We start from the raw sequence: 19275 nt of genomic DNA, 5'->3' as shown, positions 1-19275 counted from the left end.
GATTCACACAGACAAGAGGCCCCATGCCCAATCGCCCACCTCTCGACGTTGTCACCGCCCGCTGGGTACCGTGGGTTGTCGCCATTGCCTTCTTCATGCAGTCCCTCGACGGGACGATTCTCAACACTGCCCTGCCGGCCATGGCCCGCGACCTGGCCGAAGACCCGTTGCGCATGCAGGGCGTGATCATCGCCTACATGCTCACGGTCGCCTTGCTGATTCCCGCTTCGGGCTGGATCGCCGATCGTTTCGGCACCAGGAAGATCTTCTTCAGTGCGATTTTGCTGTTCAGCCTCGGCTCGCTGCTCTGTGCACTGTCGACCAGCCTGACTCAGTTGATCGGCGCCCGGGTGATCCAGGGCCTGGGCGGTGCGTTGATGCTGCCGGTCGGGCGGCTGGTGGTGTTGCGCGCCTACCCGCGTTCGGAGCTGGTGCGGATCATGGGCTTTATCACCATTCCCGGACTGCTCGGTCCATTGATCGGCCCGACCATGGGCGGCTGGATGGTGCAATACCTGACCTGGCACTGGATCTTCCTGATCAACCTGCCGGTGGGGCTGGTCGGTTGCTACGCCGTGTGGAGATTCATCCCGGACCTGCGCGGCTCCGAACGCACCCGTTTCGATAGCCTGGGCTTCGTGCTGTTCGGCGCGGCGATGATTCTGATCACCATCGCCATGGAGGGCCTCGGCGAACTGCACCTGCCGCACCTGCGGGTGATGTTGCTGCTGTTCGGCGGCATGGCATGCCTGGCGGCGTACTGGCTGCGTGCCGGGCATATCGACAACCCGTTGTTCGCGCCGTCGCTGTTCAAGACCCGGACCTTTGCCGTGGGCATTCTCGGCAATTTGTTCGCCCGCCTCGGCAGCGGCGCCCTGCCCTTTCTGGTGCCTTTGCTGCTGCAAGTGGCGCTGGGCTATTCGCCGTCCCAGGCCGGGATGAGCATGCTGCCGCTGGCAGCGGCGGCAATGATCGCCAAGTGGGTCGCGCGGCCGCTGATCGAGCGCCTCGGTTATCGCATCGTGCTCACCGGCAACACCCTGGCCCTGGGGATCATGCTGGCGAGCATGGGCCTGGTCAGCGAGCAGACGCCGTACTGGCTGCTGCTGTGCCTGCTGGCGATCCTCGGGGCGATCAACTCCTTGCAGTTCACCGCGATGAACACCGTGACCCTGATCGACCTCGACGATGCCAGCGCCAGCAGCGGCAACAGCTTGCTGTCGGTGGTCGCGCAATTGTCCCTGAGTCTGGGCGTGGCCTGCGCCGGTGCGTTGCTCGGTGGCTTCACGGCGGAGATTGGAAATGACGGGGTAGACACGGTTCTGGGTGCGTTCCAGCTGACATTCGTGACGGTAGGCATCATGGCGATGCTGGCCGCGACGATCTTCTCACAGCTGTCAAAGAATGACGGACGGCGAGTCAAACGTCCGGAACAACACATAGAGCCTTAGGGCTAATGGCCATCGGACTGGTACACTGCGCGACATTTTGTTTTGCAGGCCAGTCCCGTGACCACCATCGCCACCGAATTCAATACTCTGCCGCTGTCCGCCGCCATGCTGGCTAACCTCGACTCCCTCGGTTATGCCCAGATGACGCCGATCCAGGCGCAAAGCTTGCCGGTGATCCTCAAGGGGATGGACCTGATCGCCCAGGCCAAGACCGGCAGCGGCAAGACCGCCGCGTTCGGCATCGGCCTGCTGAACCCGATCAATCCGCGCTACTTCGGTTGCCAGGCGCTGATCCTGTGCCCGACCCGCGAGCTGGCCGACCAGGTCGCCAAGGAAATCCGTCGCCTGGCCCGGGCCGAAGACAACATCAAGGTCCTGACCCTGTGCGGCGGCGTGTCCCTCGGCCCGCAGATCGCTTCGCTGGAACACGGCGCACACATCATCGTCGGCACCCCGGGCCGTATCCAGCAGCACCTGCGCAAGGGCTCGCTGGTTCTTCATGGCCTCAACACCCTGATCCTTGATGAAGCCGACCGCATGCTCGACATGGGTTTCTACGATTCCATCGAAGAAATCATCATGCAGGCCCCGGAGCGTCGCCAGACCCTGCTGTTCTCCGCCACCTACCCGGTGGGTATCAAGCAGCTGGCGGCGAAATTCATGCGCAACCCGCAGCAGGTCAAGGCCGAAGCGTTCCACGATGATTCGCAGATCGAGCAACGTTTCTACGAGATTTCCCCGGAAGAACGCATGAGCGCGGTGACCAGGGTGCTTGGCCACTTCCGCCCGGCTTCCTGCGTGGCCTTCTGCTTCACCAAGCAACAGGTTCAGGAAACCGTCGATCACCTGACCGCCAAAGGCATTTCCGCCGTCGGCCTGCACGGCGATCTGGAACAGCGTGACCGCGACCAGGTGCTGGCGATGTTCGCCAACCGCAGTACTTCGGTACTGGTGGCCACCGACGTCGCCGCTCGCGGCCTCGATATCGATTCCCTGGACATGGTGATCAACGTCGAACTGGCCCGTGATTCGGAAATCCACATTCACCGCGTTGGCCGTACCGGTCGCGCCGGCGAGAAAGGCCTGGCGATCAGTCTGGTCGCACCGTCGGAAGCCCAGCGTGCGCAGGCCATCGAAGAGCTGCAGAAAACCCCGCTGACCTGGGATCAGGTGGACAACCTCACTTCCAAGGGCGGTGGCCCGCTGCTGCCGCAGATGAGCACGCTGTGCATCGCTGCCGGCCGCAAGGACAAGGTGCGTCCAGGCGACATTCTTGGCGCACTCACCGGTGATGCCGGCATTCCGGGGGCCCAGGTCGGCAAGATCGCGATTTTCGACTTCCAGGCCTATGTGGCCGTGGAACGCGGCGTCGCCAAGCAGGCCTTGCAGCGTTTGAATGCCGGCAAGATCAAGGGCCGTTCGTTGCGCGTGCGTATCCTTTAAGAACGCATCCCCCTGTAGGAGCGAGCACGCTCGCGATGGACGACAGATCGCCGCTGGGCATCAGACAGCCCGCGTTATCGTTGACGACCATCGCGAGCATGCTCGCTCCTACAGGTTTTGATTTGTGGTGAATGAAGAGGACACCGTTTTGCGCTCTACCGAAGTCGTGATCATTGGCGCTGGCGCCGCAGGGTTGATGTGTGCACTGACCGCCGCCGGGCGCGGGCGCAAGGTGCTGCTGCTCGACCATGCCAACAAGGCCGGCAAGAAAATCCTGATGTCAGGCGGTGGCCGCTGCAATTTCACCAACATGTACACGGAGCCGAGCAATTTTCTCTCGCAGAACACGCACTTCTGCAAATCCGCCCTGGCCCGCTACACCCAGTGGGACTTCATCGGCATGGTGGCCAAGCACGGCGTGCCCTACCACGAGAAAAAACTCGGCCAGCTGTTCTGCGATAACAAATCCAGCGACATCCTGGAAATGCTGCTCAGCGAGTGCGATCAGGTCGGCGTCGAATTGCACCTGGACACCTCGATCCAGACCATCGAGAAGCTCGAAAGCGGCTACCTGCTGGACACCACCCTCGACCAGATAACCTGCGAATCGCTGGTGATCGCCACCGGTGGCCTGTCGATCCCGACCCTGGGCGCTACCGGCTTCGGTTACCAGGTGGCCAGGCAGTTTGGCCACGAACTGCTGCCGACCCGCGCCGGGCTGGTGCCATTCACCATCACCGATCAGCTCAAGGCCTTGTGCACCGAGCTGTCCGGTACGTCGGTGGATTGCCTGGTGAGCTGCAACGACCAGAGCTTTCGCGAGAACATCCTGTTCACCCACCGCGGCCTCAGCGGCCCGGCGATTTTGCAGATCTCGTCGTTCTGGGAGTCCGGCGATACCGTCGAGATCAACCTGATGCCTGACCATGACGTGCCGTCCTGGCTGCAACAGCAACAGGCCGAGCGTCCCAACAGCGAATTGAAAACCCTGCTCGGGGAAATCTTCACCAAGAAGATGGCCAACCTGCTGGCGGACAACTGGTTCGTCTCCAAGCCGATGAAGCAGTACACCCATGCAGAGATTGCCGATATCGCCGAAAAACTGGCGAGCTGGAAAATCGTGCCGGCCGGGACGGAAGGCTATCGTACTGCCGAGGTGACCCTGGGTGGCGTCAACACCAATGAAGTGTCGTCCAAGACCATGGAATCGCTGAAAAGCCCGGGGCTGTACTTCATCGGCGAAGTGCTCGACGTGACCGGGCATCTGGGCGGCTTCAACTTCCAGTGGGCGTGGGCATCGGGCTACGCGGCTGCGCAATACGTCTGATCCCACATTTCTCTAATGTGAAATGCTCCCACAGGTTTCTCTGCCAGCCTGAAAATTTGAGGCTGGCATGAAGTATCAAAGGAACAGATTTTGCTGTCTGATGTGATCGGCGCCATTGCGTCGGCGTCATTAGTGGCTCAATTTAGCGTCATCGCCTCGGAAGGCCTTCGCATTTCATGTCATCGACTTCGTTCCGCCAGTCTCTGCGTCGCCTTTGGGCGCTGGATAAATTCAGCTATAGCGTGCGGGTATTCATTGCCCTGACCGGCACCATGGCGCTGTGTTGGTATCAGGACGAAATGGGCCTGCTGATCCCATTGTTCCTGGGGATTATCGCCAGCGCCCTGGCGGAGACCGACGACAGCTGGCAAGGCCGTCTCAATGCGCTGGCCGTGACGCTGGTGTGTTTCGCTGTCGCCGCCCTGTCTGTCGAACTGCTCTTCCCCTACCCCCCGGTTTTTATCATCGCCTTCGCCCTGGCCGCGTTTTGCCTGACCATGCTCGGCGCCCTCGGCGAGCGCTATGGCGCGATTGCCTCGGCGACGTTGATCCTCTCGGTCTACACCATGATCGGCGTGGACCAGCGTGGCGGTGCCGTCATCGACGTGTGGCACGAGCCGGTGTTGCTGGTGGCCGGCGCCGCCTGGTACGGCTTGCTCTCGGTGTTGTGGCAGGCGCTGTTTTCCAATCAGCCGGTGCAGCAGAGCCTGGCGCGGTTATTCCGCGAGCTGGGCTTTTACCTGAAGCTCAAATCCTCGCTGTTCGAGCCAATCCGGCAGATGGACGTGGAGGCGCGACGCCTGGAGCTGGCCCGGCAGAACGGCCGGGTGGTGGCGGCACTCAACGCCGCCAAGGAGATCATCCTGCACCGGGTCGGCAACGGTCGCCCCGGTTCGAAAGTCAGCCGCTACCTCAAGCTGTACTTCCTCGCCCAGGACATCCACGAGCGCGCCAGCTCTTCGCACTACCCCTATAACGCCCTGGCCGATGCTTTTTTCCACAGCGACGTGCTGTTCCGCTGCCAACGCCTGCTGCGCCAGCAAGGCAAAGCCTGCCGGGCCCTGGCCGAATCGATCCAGATGCGCCAGCCGTTCACCTACGATGCCAATTTCGCCGAAGCCCTGAGCGACCTCGACGCCTCCCTCGAACACCTGCGCGTCCAGAGCAACCCGGCCTGGCGCGGCTTGCTGCGTTCACTGCGGGCGCTGGCGGCCAACCTTGGCACCCTCGACCGCTTGCTCAGCGATGCCAGCAACCCCGACGCCCTGGCGGATGCCACCGACAGCAGCCTGCTCGACCGTTCGCCGCGCAACCTCAAGGACGTGTGGCTGCGCTTGCGCACGCAGCTGACGCCGACATCGCTGCTGTTCCGCCATGCCCTGCGATTGCCCCTGGCCTTGAGTATCGGCTACGCCATGGTGCATTTGATCCACCCGTCCCAAGGCTACTGGATCATCCTGACTACGCTGTTCGTCTGCCAACCGAACTACGGCGCCACCCGCCTCAAACTCGGTCAACGGATCATCGGCACCGCCATCGGCCTGACCCTGGCCTGGGCGCTGTTCGACCTGTTCCCCAATCCGCTGATCCAGTCGTGTTTCGCCATTGCCGCCGGGGTGGTGTTCTTTACCAACCGCACTACCCGCTACACCCTGGCGACGGCGGCGATCACCCTGATGGTGCTGTTCTGTTTCAACCAGGTGGGTGACGGTTACGGGCTGTTCGTGCCTCGGCTGTTCGATACCTTGCTCGGCAGCCTGATCGCCGGCCTCGCGGTATTCCTGTTCCTGCCCGACTGGCAGGGCCGGCGCCTGAACAAAGTGTTGGCCAATACCCTGGCCTGCAACAGCATTTACCTGCGCCAGATCATGCAGCAATACGCTGCGGGCAAAAGCGACGATCTGGTTTATCGCCTGGCCCGCCGCAATGCACACAACGCCGACGCGGCGCTGTCGACCACCCTGGCCAATATGCTGATGGAGCCAGGACACTTTCGTAAGGAAGCGGATGTCGGCTTTCGCTTCCTGGTGCTGTCGCACACGCTACTCAGTTACCTGTCGGGCCTGGGCGCGCACCGGGAATCCCGACTGCCGACAGATGTACGTGAACATTTGATTGAAGGCGCCGGGGTGAAACTGGCGGCGAGCATCGACGAGATTGCCCAAGGGCTGGCGAGCAAATCCTCGATTGCGATTCAAAGCGATGAAGAAGAAGCACTGGCCAATGAACTGGAACAGATGCCCGATGAAATCGATGAAGGCCAGCGACTGGTGCAGACGCAACTGGCGCTGATCTGCCGGCAGTTGGGGCCGCTGAGGACCTTGGCGGCGCATCTGATCAAGGATACGAGTGAGGATTGAGATCTGTGGTGTCCGGGCTGGGCTCATCGCGAGCATGCTCGCTCCTACGGGGATCTTCGCCACACCAAAGATCAACTTATAGCCTGAAGCTTGTGGCTTGAAGCTGCCCCTCTACATCCCATGCTGCTTCATCAACTTGTCATAACTGCCGTCCGCCTTCATCGCCGCGATCTCGCGGTCGAAACCGGCGACTATCTGCTCGTGCTGCGGATTCTTCAGGCTGACCAGAATATGCAGACTGTTCTCGCTCAAGGGCTTGGGCAGGAACTCCACGGCGTTACGCACCTTGGGTGACTCGCGGGCCAGGTAGTAGCGGGCGACGTATTCATCTTCAAGCGTCAGTTTGACCCGCTCTGCCGCGAGCATGCGCACCGCCATGGAGAAGCTGTGAACAGGGATCTTCTGCAATGAGTCATCCTTGTCGAACGAGGGCGAGTAAGCGTATCCGCGCACGATGGCGATTGGATAAGTGTGCAATTGCTGCAGGTTGTTGAATTCGATGGGCACGTCTTTGCGCTTGAGAAAACGCACGCGATTGAGCAGGTACTCGCCGGAAAACTGGCCGAGCTTTGTCCGCTCGTCGTTGTACCAGGCATTGACGAGCACGTCGTATCGGCCTTCACCCAATCCCATCAAGGCCCGCGCCCAGGGCACCTGTTCGAACTCACTGGCGTAGCCGGCCCTGGTCAGTGCGGTACTGACAATGTCCGTGGCCAGCCCACCGTTGACGAGCGTGGAATCGGTAAAGGGGGGCCAGGCATCAGCGACCAACCGCAGTTTTTCTGCCGCTGCTCCCTGAACCAGCAACAGCAATCCAATCAAGGCCAATGCTCGATGCAATCGCGGCATGCCAGAAAATCCTTAGCGGGCGGATTGCCCGGCGTGTTTTCAGCCAAAACCCCAAGGCACCGTACCGGCAGGACCCCATGTACTAAACATTGGGTCATCGAAGCCTTGGCAAAGTGCCATGATTCAGATTACACAAAGAAGACATCCAAGCGAAAAATGAATGATGGCATTTTGGCCTTTGTCACAGATTCTTCCGCCATAAAGACTTCTGGCGCCAGTGCGCTTAGTATCGGAACGACGTTTTCAGGGAATCAAAACATGACAGTCGATTGGATCTGCAAACACCACAGCGACCTGGGCAAAGAGCAGCTGTATGCCATTTTGCAGCTGCGCGCCGAGGTGTTCGTCGTCGAGCAAAAATGCGCTTACCAGGACATCGATGGCCAGGACCTGGAAGGTGACACCTGCCACGTGATGGCTTGGGACGGTAACCGGCTGGTGGCCTACCTGAGGTTGCTTGACCCGCAATCACAGGGCGGCGACGTGGTGATCGGCCGGGTGATCATCGCCCCACACGCACGCGGCACGGGGCTTGGGCATGAGCTGATGGACCAGGCGCTGCATCAGATCGACAAATACTGGCCCGGCCTGCCGGTCTACCTCTCGGCCCAAGCGCATTTGCAGGGGTACTACGGGCGGTACGGGTTTGTCGTGGCGGGTGAGGAATATGTGGAAGATGGCATTCCACACATTGGCATGCGTCGTCCTTGAGGACCCTATCGCGAGCAGGCTCGCTCCCACAGTCGATTTGAGTTGTGAACACAATCCAGTGTGGGAGCGGGTGCCCGCTTGCGGCCTGCTCGCGAAGGCATCAGTCAAACCACTGAAGGATTTCAGGGATACTCCAGCACCGCCTTGATCTGCCGCAGATTGCGCTCGATCCACCCGCGATCGATCGCTCCCCACTCGCGAATCCGATAGCGCCCCGCATGATTGCGCGCGCCCTCTTCCTGCTCGAACTCACAGACGATATCCAGATCCGCCAGCGCCGCGATGGTGTCCTGTGCCGTGCGCCGGGGCATGCCGGTGACCTCGGTCAGCGCCGGGACGCTGCTGGCCAGCCCGCTGTCGATCAGGTACGCCACGTACAGGCGGCGGTAGAAACTGCTTTTGGTCTTGCTCACGTCCATCCACACACTCCTTGTTGCGATACTCGGCGGCGTAGCTACTGCATGTCCCGCCACGTCAGGTAGACCCGCACATCAAATTCCACCTGGTGATAACCCGGCATCATGTGTTCGCACAGTTTGTAGAAGGCCTTGTTGTGGTCCGACTCCTTGAAGTGCGCCAGTTCATGCACCACGATCATTTTCAGGAACTCGCAAGGCGCTTCCTTGAACAGCGAAGCGATGCGGATTTCCTTCTTGGCCTTGAGCTTGCCACCCTGCACCCGGGAGATCGTGGTGTGCAGGCCGAGTGCGCGGTGAGTCAGGTCCAGACGGTTGTCGAACAGCACCTTGTCGATGGCCGGGGCATTACGCAGGTATTCCTGCTTGAGGTCCAGGGCATAGGTGTACAGCGCCTTGTCGCTCTGCACCCCATGCTTTTGCGGGTAACGCTGGTTCAGGTAATCACCCAGCCGACCGTCGGCGATCAGCTGGCGCACCTGATCCTGCAAGGTGGCGGGATAGGCCTGGAGATATTTCAACACGGTCATCGGGGCGGCAATACGGGTCACTGAAAGATCGCCAGTGTAGCGAATTCAGCGGGGCAGCGCGCTCCAGTCAAACGGCTGGACAAAAACCCCGGCGTCTTCGGCCATCATCGGCCGGGCCACCAGAAAACCCTGCACGTATTCACAGCCGTTGGCCTGCAGCCATTCATACTGCGCGACGGTTTCCACTCCTTCGGCAATCACCAGTACCCCGTATTGTCTGCACAGGTCGATCACACAGCGCACCAGCGCCGCATCCCGTACCGACTCCGGTAACCGGGCGATCAAATGCCGGTCGAGCTTGAGGGTGTCCAGTTCCAGGTCGCGCAAATGCGCCAGGGAACACGGACCGGCCCCGAAGTCATCGAGCGCCACTCGCACCCCCAGGTTGTTCAGCAGACGCAGTTGCTTGCGGGTTTCCTCGGGGTGATGCATCAAGGCCTCTTCCGTGACCTCGACTTCCAGCTGGCGCGGCTGCAAGCCATGGCGCTGCAGCACCTGACGCAACTCGGTGACCAGGTTGGGCATGCCAAACTGCGTACTGCTCAAGCTGACGGCGAGCACCAGATCCTCGGCAAACATGGACTCCCAGGCTTTGCGTTGCCCGGCACTGCGATGGTAGATCCAGCTGCCCAGGCGACTGATCAGCCGTGCCTCTTCCAGTAAGGGTAAAAACAATCCCGGAGGTACATCGCCAACGCTGGGATGCTGCCAGCGCAACAAGGCCTCGAAACCACGAAGCCTCCCGTCGGCAATAGCAACCTGAGGCTGATACACCAGATTGAAATCGCGGTTCTCGATGGCTGTCCGCACACTGTCTTCCAGCATCAGCCGCGAGCGCGCCCGACCGTTCATATCGTGATCGTAGAATCGATATTGCTGGCGACCGGCGCGCTTGGCTTCGTACATGGCAATGTCCGCCGCCCGCAGCATCCCGTCGAGATTGGCGCCACAATCGGGGAATGTAGCGATGCCGATGCTGGTACCCAGGGCGATATCGAGGCCGTCGACCTGCTGGCAGATCGACACGCGCTCGATGAGCTTCTCGGCAATCTTCGCCGCCTGCTCGGGAAATTCCAGGTCCAGCAGCGCGGTGAATTCGTCGCCACCCATCCGCGCCAGAATGTCGAAGGGCCGCAAGCAGGCCTTCAACTGTTCGGAAACCCAGCGCAACACCCGATCGCCAGCATCGTGCCCGAGCGAATCATTGACACGCTTGAAGCCATCGAGGTCCAGATACATCAAGACCCAGGAACTGTCGGAACGCTCACCGCGTACCAGCAGGTTTTCTACGGTCTGGTAGAAACCCCGACGGTTGAGCAATCCGGTCAGCGGATCGGTGACGGCCTGAAATTCCAGTTGCTGATGCAGATGGTGCACCACCGACATGTCCAGTACCGTCACTACCATTGCATGTTGTTCGGCAGGTAATGGGGCGCAGGACAAGGCTACCGGCACCTGCTGGCCGCGCGTCGTACGCAGCAGTGCGTCGTGCAGACGCTGGGTCTCACCGCGCTTGTAGCCCGTGAAGAATTCGGAATCGGCCCAGACCGGGACATGTGGTTTTTGCAGGTAGTCCAGAAATTCCTTGCCTTGCAGCTCCTGCACGGGAGCATTGAGCAGTCGTGACATTGCCGGGTTGGCAAAGCGAATCAGACCGTCCTCCCCCAACACCAGAATGCCTTCGGCTGCGTTATCCAGAACCGACGCATTAAAGGCACGAGCGGATTCCAGATCATGACTCAGGCGCTGCAGGGCCCGGCGGTTACGCTGGTGTTCGAGCAACGCCTGGACCTTGGGCGTGAAAATCTGCGGGTCGAACGGCTTGAACAGGTAATCCACCGCACCACTGGCATAGCCCTTGATCACCGCATCCAGGGACTGTTCGTTGGCGGTCAGGAAAATGATCGGCGTGAGACGGGTCCGCTGGCTACCGCGCATCAGGCGGGCCACTTCATAACCGTCCATACCCGGCATCTGCACGTCCAGCAGCACCAGGTCGATATCGTGTTCAAGCAACAAACCGAGAGCCTCGAAACCCGAGGCAGCTGTAATGACCCGCCAGTCCTGGCGCTGTAACAACGCGCGCATGCTGATCAGGTTTTCAGGGTAATCGTCGACGACTAATAGGGTTGAGCCGCCTTCTGCTGGCGTGGGTTGCGCGCATTCCATGCTGCTTCTCTAATTGCGGGGCGTCAGACCGGTTTCTCGTGAAAACCGGACAAATACTGTGTCTTCACTCTAGACCCGGTTCTGCAAAAGCAGAAGGTGTCAGTGAGCCATCATTTAATCATTGTGTCTTTTTACCGACTAACGGTCGATGGTTCAGGACAATGAAAATCGGAAAAGATGGCATTTCGACAGGATGTTGACGTCAGCCATCCGTCAGGCGATCGTTAACAAAATCTCCCACTACGCTTATAAAGGCCGCCCCAAAGGTGCGGACTAGAACGACTGGCACATCCGTACAGCATGAACCAAGTGGAAAAAACGACATGATCGACCTCGCAACCTGGAACCTCAGCGTGCCCGTCGGCAGCCCGCCGTACACCGTCGAAACCGCCAAGCTGGTAGATGGCTTCAAGGATCAATACTTCCATTCCGACACCGGCACATTGTTTTTCTGGTCGCCCGTGACCGGCTCCCGTACCGAGAACGCGATTTATCCGCGCACCGAATTGCGCGAAACCTACAGCAACGGCAAGTTGAAAAACTGGTACTACCCGGATGCCGACAATTTGTTGTACGCCACGCTGGCAGTGAACCAGGTGCCCAGTTCCGGGAAAGTCGTCATCGGCCAGATCCATGCCTATCAAAGCCAGAAACCGCTGGTGAAGGTCGAGTATCAATACAAGACCAGTACCGGCACCGGCAATATCGTCGCCAAGGTTCGGATGCATCCCGATGACGATACAGGCCGGGTGATCGTCGTGGCGACGGGGGTGAAACTCGATCAGGAGTTCAACTATCTCATTCACCTCAGCCCCGGTGGTGCCTTGGGGATCAGCGCGGCAGGCTATAAATGGGATACGCAAATCAGCACAACCTGGCGCGACAAACCGCTGTATTTCAAGGCCGGGGTTTATGTGCAGGACAACACCGGGTACACCACTGAAGGTGGGCAAGTGACCTTCAGCAGGCTGGATATCGATCACAATCAATAATTGAAAATATGGGGCGAGGAACAGTCCTCCTCGCCCAGACAACTAGTGAACACACATCAGCATGAAGCTTTTAGAAGTCGCTGCATCCTTCGCGGAACCTGCTGTCAATTGGGTGATTACCTTGATGGTCTTGACCGTTGGCGTTCCGGCAATCTTGGCATTGGCGAACAGCAAATCATCGTAGGTGTCCACGTCAGTTACGGATACATCGCAGTAACCCGGTGCCTGCCGAAAGACCCCAGCCTTTGGAATAACTTCGTACTCGGAAAAATAACCGGCTCGCGGGAAGTGCTTCACGCTGTAGATCCAGTCGCCGGACTGCTTTATTACCTTGCCCTTGCTATCAATCGACGCAGTTAAAACAGAGTCAGTGGCATTGACGGCGTTAACCGCAAACAGGAAAAACGGTAAAGCGAGAGCACTGAGTTTTTTTCGAGAATTCATAAACAAACCCCTCTTCCATGAGAATTGAATCAATGGCAATCCGGCCAAAGATCAATTCATTTAGCGTAATGAAAGGCTCGCTGTCAAAGACACACATAACAAACGGAAGAGTACCTCCTGTTTCAGTAATCATTCCTACATCCATAAAAAAACCCGTCTCTCGACGGGTTTTTCATATGACCAGAACGCTGAAGACTTAGTTGACCTTGGCGTTCAACTCACCCTTCAGATAACGCTGATACATCCCTTCCAGGGAGATCGGCTTGATCTTCGAAGCGTTGCCGGCAGTACCGAAGGCTTCGTAGCGAGCGATACATACGTCGCGCATGGCCGTCACGGTCGCGCCGAAGAATTTGCGTGGGTCGAACTCGCTCGGGTTGGTGGCCATCAGGCGACGCATTGCGCCAGTGGATGCCAGGCGCAGGTCGGTGTCGATGTTGACCTTGCGCACGCCGTGCTTGATGCCTTCGACGATTTCTTCAACCGGTACGCCGTAGGTTTCCTTGATGTCGCCGCCGTACTGGTTGATGATCGCCAGCCACTCTTGCGGAACCGAAGACGAACCGTGCATCACCAGGTGAGTGTTCGGAATGCGCTTGTGGATTTCCTTGATGCGGTCGATCGCCAGCACGTCGCCGGTTGGTGGCTTGGTGAACTTGTAGGCGCCGTGGCTGGTGCCGATGGCGATGGCCAGGGCATCGACCTGAGTGCGTTTTACGAAGTCAGCGGCTTCTTCCGGGTCGGTCAGCATCTGGCTGTGATCCAGAACGCCTTCGGCGCCGATGCCGTCTTCTTCACCGGCCATGCCGGTTTCCAGTGAACCCAGGCAGCCCAGCTCGCCTTCTACCGAAACGCCGCAGGCGTGGGCCATGGCCACTGTCTGCTGGGTGACGCGCACGTTGTAGTCGTAGTCGGTCGGGGTCTTGCCGTCTTCGCCCAGGGAACCGTCCATCATCACCGAGCTGAAACCCAGCTGGATGGAGCGCTGGCAGACGTCAGGGCTGGTGCCGTGGTCCTGGTGCATGCACACCGGGATGTGCGGGAATTCTTCGATGGCGGCCAGGATCAGGTGACGCAGGAACGGTGCACCGGCGTATTTGCGAGCACCGGCCGAAGCCTGGACGATCACCGGGGAGTCAGTCTTGTCAGCGGCTTCCATGATGGCGCGCATCTGCTCAAGGTTGTTGACGTTGAAAGCTGGAACGCCGTAGCCGAACTCGGCTGCGTGGTCCAGCATCTGGCGCATGCTGATAAGTGCCATTGTGTGTATCTCTCCCGGTTGAGGGTCGTTAATCGTGCCAGCCTGCCGTAGCTGCGGCGGCTATTCAAGTTATTGCAGATCGGGGGTTGAGCCCGGGCTGCGGATTCGGTGTTGCTTCGGGTGGCTACCGTCCTGTAGGAGCGAGCATGCTCGCGATGGTGGCCCAGACACCGCGGGCATTCAGGCATCCCGCGTTTTCGTTAACGACCATCGCGAGCATGCTCGCTCCTACAGGTGACAACCACGCCCAATCAAATCATTGGTGGCGACCCAGTAAACCAGGCCTTCCTCACCTTTTATGTGAAACGCCAGCATGTCATTGCTGTACAGCGAACCCGATGCACCCGGTTCCTGCTTCAGACGGTAGACCTGATCGGCACCACCCAGGCGCACGTCGACTTCCTTGCGACTGTCGTCGGTGTAGCGCCACAGCACCTTGGCCTGGCTGTCGCAGGTCCAGGTGGTCCAGTTATCCACAGGTGCGGACGACTGGAACAGGTCCAACTGAGCACAACCCGCCAACAGCGCCAGCGCCGTCACGGCGATAAAACCTTTCATCCGTGTCCCTCGGCCGACGGCCCACGCCGCCAGCCCTGAGTAAAGAGTCAGACCCTTCAAGGGCAACCATGTTCCTTGGCGGGTGTTCGGGTCTCGTATTTGTCCAGGCCCTCAGGCCCGGAACGCTTGTTGAGTACCGGGTTGGTCTCGGCCTGCCAGTCAGCCTGGTAGCAGCCTTTTTCCGACTCGGACGGCGCAGGTTCCGGTATGGCCTTCGGGTTACTCCCGCACGCCAGCAGCGAACCCGCGACGATCAACAGCGCTAACGCCTTGACCATTTCAACACTCCCTTGCCTGGTCAAACGGGCGACCCTCAGGCCTTGGCCCGGCTTTCCAGGACTTCAACAGCCGGCAGCACCTTGCCTTCGACGAATTCGAGGAACGCGCCACCACCGGTAGAAATGTAGGAGATCTGCTCGGCCACGCCATACTTGTCGATGGCGGCCAAGGTGTCGCCACCACCGGCAATGGAGAACGCCGCGCTATCGGCGATGGCCTGGGCCAGCACTTTGGTGCCATTACCGAACTGATCGAATTCGAACACGCCGACCGGACCGTTCCACAGGATGGTCTTGGACGACTTCAGCAGCTCGGCGAATTTCTCCGCGGTTTGTGGACCGATATCCAGAATCATATCGTCGGCCGCAACGTCAGCGATCAGCTTGACGGTCGCCGCGGCGCTTTCAGCGAACTCCTTGGCAACCACGACGTCCACCGGCAGCGGTACGCTGACTTTGGCGGCGATGGCGCGAGCAGTGTCAAGCAGGTCCGGCTCGTACAGCGACTTGCCGACCGGGTGACCGGCAGCGGCCAGGAAGGTGTTGGCAATGCCGCCACCGACGATCAACTGGTCGCAGATCTGGCTCAGGCTGTTCAGTACGTCGAGTTTGGTCGACACCTTGGAGCCGGCGACAATGGCAGCCATTGGCTTGGCCGGAGCGCCCAGGGCCTTGCCCAGAGCATCCAGCTCAGCGGCCAGCAGCGGGCCGGCGGCCGCGACTTTGGCGAACTTGGCCACGCCATGGGTAGAACCCTCGGCACGGTGAGCGGTGCCGAAAGCGTCCATCACGAAAACGTCGCACAGGGCGGCGTATTGCCGGGCCAATTCGTCGGCGTTCTTTTTCTCGCCTTTGTTGAAGCGCACGTTTTCGAACAGCACGATGTCGCCGGCCTTGACGTCGACGCCGCCCAGGTAGTCGGCCACCAGCGGCACTTCACGGCCCAGGGCGCGGCTCAGGTAGTCGGCGACTGGCTTGAGGCTGTTCTCGGCCGAGAACTCACCTTCGGTCGGACGGCCAAGGTGCGAGCAGACCATCACGGCCGCGCCTTTTTCCAGGGCCAGCTTGATGGTCGGCAGCGAGGCCAGGATACGCGCATCGCTGGTGACAACACCGTCCTTGACTGGGACGTTGAGGTCTTCGCGGATCAATACGCGCTTACCTTGCAGATCGAGGTCGGACATCTTCAACACGGTCATGGGTCGCATTTCCTGAGTAGCTGATCTTAGAGAGCAGGTTTTTTTGAAGTCGCTGTTTGCAGATAGTGTTCCGCAACGTCCAGCATTCGGTTGGCAAAACCCCATTCGTTGTCGAACCAGGCCAGGATGTTCACCAGCCGTGGGCCGGAAACGCGGGTCTGGCTTGCATCGACGATCGCCGAATGTGGGTCATGGTTGAAATCACAGCTTGCGTGAGGCAACTCGGTGTAGGCCAGCAAGCCTTTGAGCGGGCCGCTGGTGGCGGCTTCGCGCAGGATCCGGTTGACCTCGGTGGCGTCGGTCGCGGTGGAGGTCTGCATCGTGATATCGAGGCAGGACACGTTAACCGTCGGCACCCGCACGGCTTTGGCCTGAATTCGTCCGGCAAGTTCCGGCAACAGGCGTTCGATACCACGCGCCAGACCGGTGGACACCGGAATCACCGACTGGAACGCCGAACGGGTGCGGCGCAGATCTTCATGGTGATAGGCATCGATGACCGGCTGATCGTTCATCGCGGAGTGAATGGTGGTGATCGACACGTAATCCAGGCCAATCGCCTGATTCAGCAGGCGCAGCAGCGGCACGCCGCAGTTGGTGGTGCAGGATGCGTTGGACACCAGCAGTTCGTCGCCGGTCAGGCAATCCTGGTTCACACCGTAGACGATGGTGGCGTCGACATCGGTCTCGCTGGCCATCGGCTGGGAAAACAGCACGCGCGGGGCACCGGCGTCGAGGAAACGCTGGCCGTCTTCGCGAGTGTGGTAAGCGCCGGAGCACTCCAGCACCAGATCGACGCCCAGGGACGCCCAATCGATGCCTTCGGGGGTGGCACTGCGCAGGACCTTCACGCAGTCGCCATTGATATGCAGACAATCGCCGTCGACTTTCACTTCGCCGGGAAAACGCCCGTGGGTGGAGTCGAAGCGTGTCAGGTATTCGATGCTGGCCATGTCGGCCAGATCGTTGATCGCGACAATCTCGAACCCGGCCTTTTCGCCTCGCTCGAACAACGCACGCAAGACGCAACGACCAATCCGGCCGTAGCCGTTGAGTGCAACTTTGTAGGGACGCGGTTGAGGCATGGGGTTCTCGACTCTCGTTAACAACACAATCCCCCTGTAGGAGCGAGCAGGCTCGCGATGGTCGTTAACGATAACGCTGGCTGTCTGATGCCCAGCGGTGTTCTGTCGTCCATCGCGAGCATGCTCGCTCCTACAGAGGATCGCGGCGCGCCGCTTCGTGCTTAGTCTTCCAGCAGTTCTTCAGCCTGACCCAGGATGTTTTCCAGGGTGAAGCCGAACGCTTCGAACAAGGCCGACGCAGGCGCCGACTCGCCGTAGGTGGTCATGCCGATCACGCGGCCTTCCAGGCCCACGTACTTGTACCAGAAGTCGGCATGGGCAGCTTCGATGGCGATACGGGCACCGACCTGCAACGGCAGGACCGATTGCTTGTAGCCGGCGTCCTGGGCATCGAAGACGCTGGTGCACGGCATGGAAACCACACGCACCTTGCGGCCCTGCTCGGTCAGCTTGTCGAAGGCCTGAACGGCCAGACCGACTTCCGAACCGGTAGCGATCAGGATCAGTTCCGGCTCGCCCGCGCAGTCTTTGAGCACATAACCACCGCGGCTGATGTCGGCGATCTGGCCGGCGTCGCGGGTTTGGTGCTGCAGGTTCTGACGGGAGAAGATCAGGGCCGAAGGACCGTCCTTGCGTTCCAGTGCGTACTTCCAGCTCACGGCCGATTCAACGGCATCGGCTGGACGCCAGGTGTCGAGGTTCGGCGTGCTGCGCAGCGCGGTCAATTGCTCGATCGGCTGGTGCGTCGGGCCGTCTTCGCCCAGACCGATGGAGTCGTGGGTGTAGACGTGGATCACACGCTGCTTCATCAGGGCCGACATGCGTACCGCGTTGCGCGCGTATTCCATGAACATCAGGAAGGTCGCGCCGTAAGGTACCAGGCCGCCGTGCAGGGCGACGCCGTTCATGATGGCGGTCATGCCGAACTCGCGCACGCCGTAGTACATGTAGTTGCCGCTGGCATCTTCGGCAGTGACGCCCTTGCAACCTTTCCACAGGGTCAGGTTGGAACCGGCCAGGTCAGCCGAACCGCCGAGGAACTCAGGCAGCAGCGGGCCAAAGGCATTCAGCGCATTCTGGCTGGCTTTACGGCTGGCGATGGTTTCGCCCTTGGCGGCCACTTCGGCGATATAGGCATCGGCTTTTTCGCTGAAGTCAGCCGGCAACTCGCCGCTCAGGCGACGGATCAGTTCGTTGGCTTCAGTCGGGAACGCGGCGGAGTAAGCGGCGAAACGCTGGTCCCACTCCGCCTCGACCGCAGCACCGGCTTCCTTGGCGTCCCACTCGGCGTAGATATCGGCCGGGATTTCGAACGGGCCGTGGTTCCACTTCAGTGCAGCGCGAGTCAGGGCGATTTCCGCGTCACCCAACGGGGCACCGTGGCAATCTTCCTTGCCTTGCTTGTTCGGCGAACCAAAGCCGATGGTGGTCTTGCAGCAGATCAGGGTCGGCTGCGCGCTCTTGCGGGCAGTCTCGATGGCAGTCTTGATCTCTTCCGGGTCGTGACCGTCGACATTGCGGATCACTTGCCAGTTGTAGGACTCGAAACGCTTCGGCGTGTCATCGGTGAACCAGCCTTCGACTTCGCCGTCGATGGAGATGCCGTTGTCATCGTAGAAGGCGATCAGCTTGCCCAGGCCCAGGGTACCGGCCAGGGAAGCGACTTCGTGGGAAATGCCTTCCATCATGCAGCCATCACCCAGGAACACATAGGTGTGGTGATCGACAATGTTGTGGCCGGGACGGTTGAACTGCGCCGCCATGACTTTTTCCGCCAGGGCAAAGCCCACGGCGTTGGCCAGGCCCTGGCCCAACGGACCGGTGGTGGTTTCCACGCCCGGGGTGTAGCCGAATTCCGGGTGGCCCGGGGTGCGGCTGTGCAGTTGACGGAACTGCTTCAGGTCATCGATCGACAGGTCATAGCCGGTCAGGTGCAGCAGCGAGTAGATCAGCATCGAGCCGTGGCCGTTGGACAGCACGAAGCGGTCGCGGTCGGCGAACGATGGATTGCTCGGGTTGTGCTTGAGGTAGTCGCGCCAAAGTACCTCGGCGATATCCGCCATACCCATTGGGGCACCGGGATGGCCGCTGTTGGCTTTTTGCACGGCATCCATGCTGAGGGCACGAATGGCGTTGGCACGCTCACGACGGCTAGGCATCGCTGTTCTCCTGGGGACTTGAATAAAACGAAACGGAAAAAAG

At 60.2% G+C, this 19275-nt stretch carries 17 protein-coding genes; 6 read left to right on the top strand and 11 right to left on the bottom strand.

The features are described from left to right. Nucleotides 1–23 precede the first annotated feature (23 nt). The 4 genes from mdtD (at nucleotide 24) to yccS (ending at nucleotide 6581) form a co-directional block, all read left to right on the top strand. Nucleotides 24–1451 carry a multidrug transporter subunit MdtD gene (gene mdtD, locus CAG47_RS05600; RefSeq protein WP_085723928.1) on the top strand — a complete coding sequence of 476 codons (1428 nt, stop codon included), beginning with the start codon at nucleotides 24–26 and terminating at the stop codon, nucleotides 1449–1451. 105 nt (nucleotides 1452–1556) lie between these two features. Continuing rightward, on the top strand, nucleotides 1557–2894 hold the full coding sequence (dbpA, locus tag CAG47_RS05595) for an ATP-dependent RNA helicase DbpA (RefSeq protein WP_256577376.1): 1338 nt from the start codon (nucleotides 1557–1559) through the stop codon (nucleotides 2892–2894). A gap of 148 nt (nucleotides 2895–3042) precedes the next feature. Continuing rightward, on the top strand, nucleotides 3043–4221 hold the full coding sequence (locus CAG47_RS05590) for an NAD(P)/FAD-dependent oxidoreductase (protein WP_085723967.1): 1179 nt from the start codon (nucleotides 3043–3045) through the stop codon (nucleotides 4219–4221). Nucleotides 4222–4397: 176 nt separating this feature from the next. Further along, on the top strand, nucleotides 4398–6581 hold the full coding sequence (yccS, locus tag CAG47_RS05585; protein ID WP_085723926.1) for a YccS family putative transporter: 2184 nt from the start codon (nucleotides 4398–4400) through the stop codon (nucleotides 6579–6581). A gap of 111 nt (nucleotides 6582–6692) precedes the next feature. Here yccS and CAG47_RS05580 read toward each other — a convergent pair whose 3' ends face one another. Beyond that, nucleotides 6693–7430 (bottom strand): ABC transporter substrate-binding protein, encoded by a 738-nt coding sequence (locus CAG47_RS05580; protein WP_085723925.1) that lies wholly within the window; start codon nucleotides 7428–7430, stop codon nucleotides 6693–6695. A gap of 258 nt (nucleotides 7431–7688) precedes the next feature. On the opposite strand from CAG47_RS05580, the gene CAG47_RS05575 reads away from it, so the two are divergent. Further along, nucleotides 7689–8141, top strand: a complete 453-nt coding sequence (locus CAG47_RS05575; protein WP_085723924.1) for a GNAT family N-acetyltransferase — start codon at nucleotides 7689–7691, stop codon at nucleotides 8139–8141. Between the two features lie 122 nt (nucleotides 8142–8263). Here the strand turns inward: CAG47_RS05575 and CAG47_RS05570 are convergent, their stop codons facing one another. The 3 genes from CAG47_RS05570 to CAG47_RS05560 are packed head-to-tail and all read right to left on the bottom strand — an operon-like array spanning nucleotide 8264 to nucleotide 11256. After that, complete coding sequence (locus CAG47_RS05570; RefSeq protein WP_007894945.1) at nucleotides 8264–8560, bottom strand: helix-turn-helix domain-containing protein; 297 nt, start codon at nucleotides 8558–8560, stop codon at nucleotides 8264–8266. Nucleotides 8561–8595: 35 nt separating this feature from the next. After that, on the bottom strand, nucleotides 8596–9087 hold the full coding sequence (locus tag CAG47_RS05565; protein ID WP_085723966.1) for a YgjP-like metallopeptidase domain-containing protein: 492 nt from the start codon (nucleotides 9085–9087) through the stop codon (nucleotides 8596–8598). Nucleotides 9088–9132: 45 nt separating this feature from the next. Further along, the gene (locus CAG47_RS05560) at nucleotides 9133–11256 is read right to left on the bottom strand and encodes a bifunctional diguanylate cyclase/phosphodiesterase (RefSeq protein ID WP_085723923.1); all 2124 of its coding nucleotides are present in this window, start codon (nucleotides 11254–11256) and stop codon (nucleotides 9133–9135) included. Nucleotides 11257–11579: 323 nt separating this feature from the next. Here CAG47_RS05560 and CAG47_RS05555 point away from each other — a divergent pair, with 323 nt between their 5' ends. Then, nucleotides 11580–12248, top strand: a complete 669-nt coding sequence (locus tag CAG47_RS05555) for a polysaccharide lyase family 7 protein (protein ID WP_085723922.1) — start codon at nucleotides 11580–11582, stop codon at nucleotides 12246–12248. Between the two features lie 42 nt (nucleotides 12249–12290). On the opposite strand, the gene CAG47_RS05550 is transcribed toward CAG47_RS05555, so the two are convergent. From CAG47_RS05550 to tkt, 7 genes are all read right to left on the bottom strand, one after another. Further along, nucleotides 12291–12692 (bottom strand): hypothetical protein, encoded by a 402-nt coding sequence (locus tag CAG47_RS05550; RefSeq protein ID WP_143515808.1) that lies wholly within the window; start codon nucleotides 12690–12692, stop codon nucleotides 12291–12293. Nucleotides 12693–12888: 196 nt separating this feature from the next. Then, nucleotides 12889–13953 carry a class II fructose-bisphosphate aldolase gene (gene fba, locus CAG47_RS05545; protein WP_007975467.1) on the bottom strand — a complete coding sequence of 355 codons (1065 nt, stop codon included), beginning with the start codon at nucleotides 13951–13953 and terminating at the stop codon, nucleotides 12889–12891. A gap of 228 nt (nucleotides 13954–14181) precedes the next feature. Continuing rightward, nucleotides 14182–14511: an MliC family protein gene (locus tag CAG47_RS05540; protein WP_085723920.1), complete on the bottom strand. Its 330-nt coding sequence runs from the start codon at nucleotides 14509–14511 to the stop codon at nucleotides 14182–14184. A 56-nt stretch (nucleotides 14512–14567) separates the two neighbouring features. Next, nucleotides 14568–14789, bottom strand: coding sequence for a hypothetical protein (locus CAG47_RS05535; RefSeq protein ID WP_085723919.1), 222 nt, complete (start codon nucleotides 14787–14789; stop codon nucleotides 14568–14570). A 35-nt stretch (nucleotides 14790–14824) separates the two neighbouring features. Further along, the gene (locus tag CAG47_RS05530; protein ID WP_085723918.1) at nucleotides 14825–15988 is read right to left on the bottom strand and encodes a phosphoglycerate kinase; all 1164 of its coding nucleotides are present in this window, start codon (nucleotides 15986–15988) and stop codon (nucleotides 14825–14827) included. 26 nt (nucleotides 15989–16014) lie between these two features. Beyond that, nucleotides 16015–17073, bottom strand: a complete 1059-nt coding sequence (gene epd / locus CAG47_RS05525; RefSeq protein WP_085723917.1) for an erythrose-4-phosphate dehydrogenase — start codon at nucleotides 17071–17073, stop codon at nucleotides 16015–16017. Between the two features lie 161 nt (nucleotides 17074–17234). Continuing rightward, complete coding sequence (gene tkt / locus CAG47_RS05520; RefSeq protein ID WP_085723916.1) at nucleotides 17235–19232, bottom strand: transketolase; 1998 nt, start codon at nucleotides 19230–19232, stop codon at nucleotides 17235–17237. Nucleotides 19233–19275 lie beyond the last annotated feature (43 nt).

This window comes from Pseudomonas sp. R37(2017), assembly GCF_002113375.1.
GTDB lineage: Bacteria > Pseudomonadota > Gammaproteobacteria > Pseudomonadales > Pseudomonadaceae > Aquipseudomonas.
The sequence above is the reverse complement of the archived record's forward strand: the minus strand, read 5'-3'. Positions and strand labels throughout refer to the sequence as shown.

Coding starts and splice junctions, on each gene's coding strand:
- mdtD (WP_085723928.1), top strand. CDS start 24: ATGCCCAATCGCCCACCTCTCGACGTTGTCACCGCCCGCTGGGTACCG.
- dbpA (WP_256577376.1), top strand. CDS start 1,557: ATGCTGGCTAACCTCGACTCCCTCGGTTATGCCCAGATGACGCCGATC.
- yccS (WP_085723926.1), top strand. CDS start 4,398: ATGTCATCGACTTCGTTCCGCCAGTCTCTGCGTCGCCTTTGGGCGCTG.
- CAG47_RS05580 (WP_085723925.1), bottom strand. CDS start 7,430: ATGCCGCGATTGCATCGAGCATTGGCCTTGATTGGATTGCTGTTGCTG.
- CAG47_RS05575 (WP_085723924.1), top strand. CDS start 7,689: ATGACAGTCGATTGGATCTGCAAACACCACAGCGACCTGGGCAAAGAG.
- CAG47_RS05570 (WP_007894945.1), bottom strand. CDS start 8,560: ATGGACGTGAGCAAGACCAAAAGCAGTTTCTACCGCCGCCTGTACGTG.
- CAG47_RS05565 (WP_085723966.1), bottom strand. CDS start 9,087: ATGACCGTGTTGAAATATCTCCAGGCCTATCCCGCCACCTTGCAGGAT.
- CAG47_RS05560 (WP_085723923.1), bottom strand. CDS start 11,256: ATGGAATGCGCGCAACCCACGCCAGCAGAAGGCGGCTCAACCCTATTA.
- CAG47_RS05555 (WP_085723922.1), top strand. CDS start 11,580: ATGATCGACCTCGCAACCTGGAACCTCAGCGTGCCCGTCGGCAGCCCG.
- CAG47_RS05550 (WP_143515808.1), bottom strand. CDS start 12,692: ATGAATTCTCGAAAAAAACTCAGTGCTCTCGCTTTACCGTTTTTCCTG.
- fba (WP_007975467.1), bottom strand. CDS start 13,953: ATGGCACTTATCAGCATGCGCCAGATGCTGGACCACGCAGCCGAGTTC.
- CAG47_RS05540 (WP_085723920.1), bottom strand. CDS start 14,511: ATGAAAGGTTTTATCGCCGTGACGGCGCTGGCGCTGTTGGCGGGTTGT.
- CAG47_RS05535 (WP_085723919.1), bottom strand. CDS start 14,789: ATGGTCAAGGCGTTAGCGCTGTTGATCGTCGCGGGTTCGCTGCTGGCG.
- CAG47_RS05530 (WP_085723918.1), bottom strand. CDS start 15,988: ATGACCGTGTTGAAGATGTCCGACCTCGATCTGCAAGGTAAGCGCGTA.
- epd (WP_085723917.1), bottom strand. CDS start 17,073: ATGCCTCAACCGCGTCCCTACAAAGTTGCACTCAACGGCTACGGCCGG.
- tkt (WP_085723916.1), bottom strand. CDS start 19,232: ATGCCTAGCCGTCGTGAGCGTGCCAACGCCATTCGTGCCCTCAGCATG.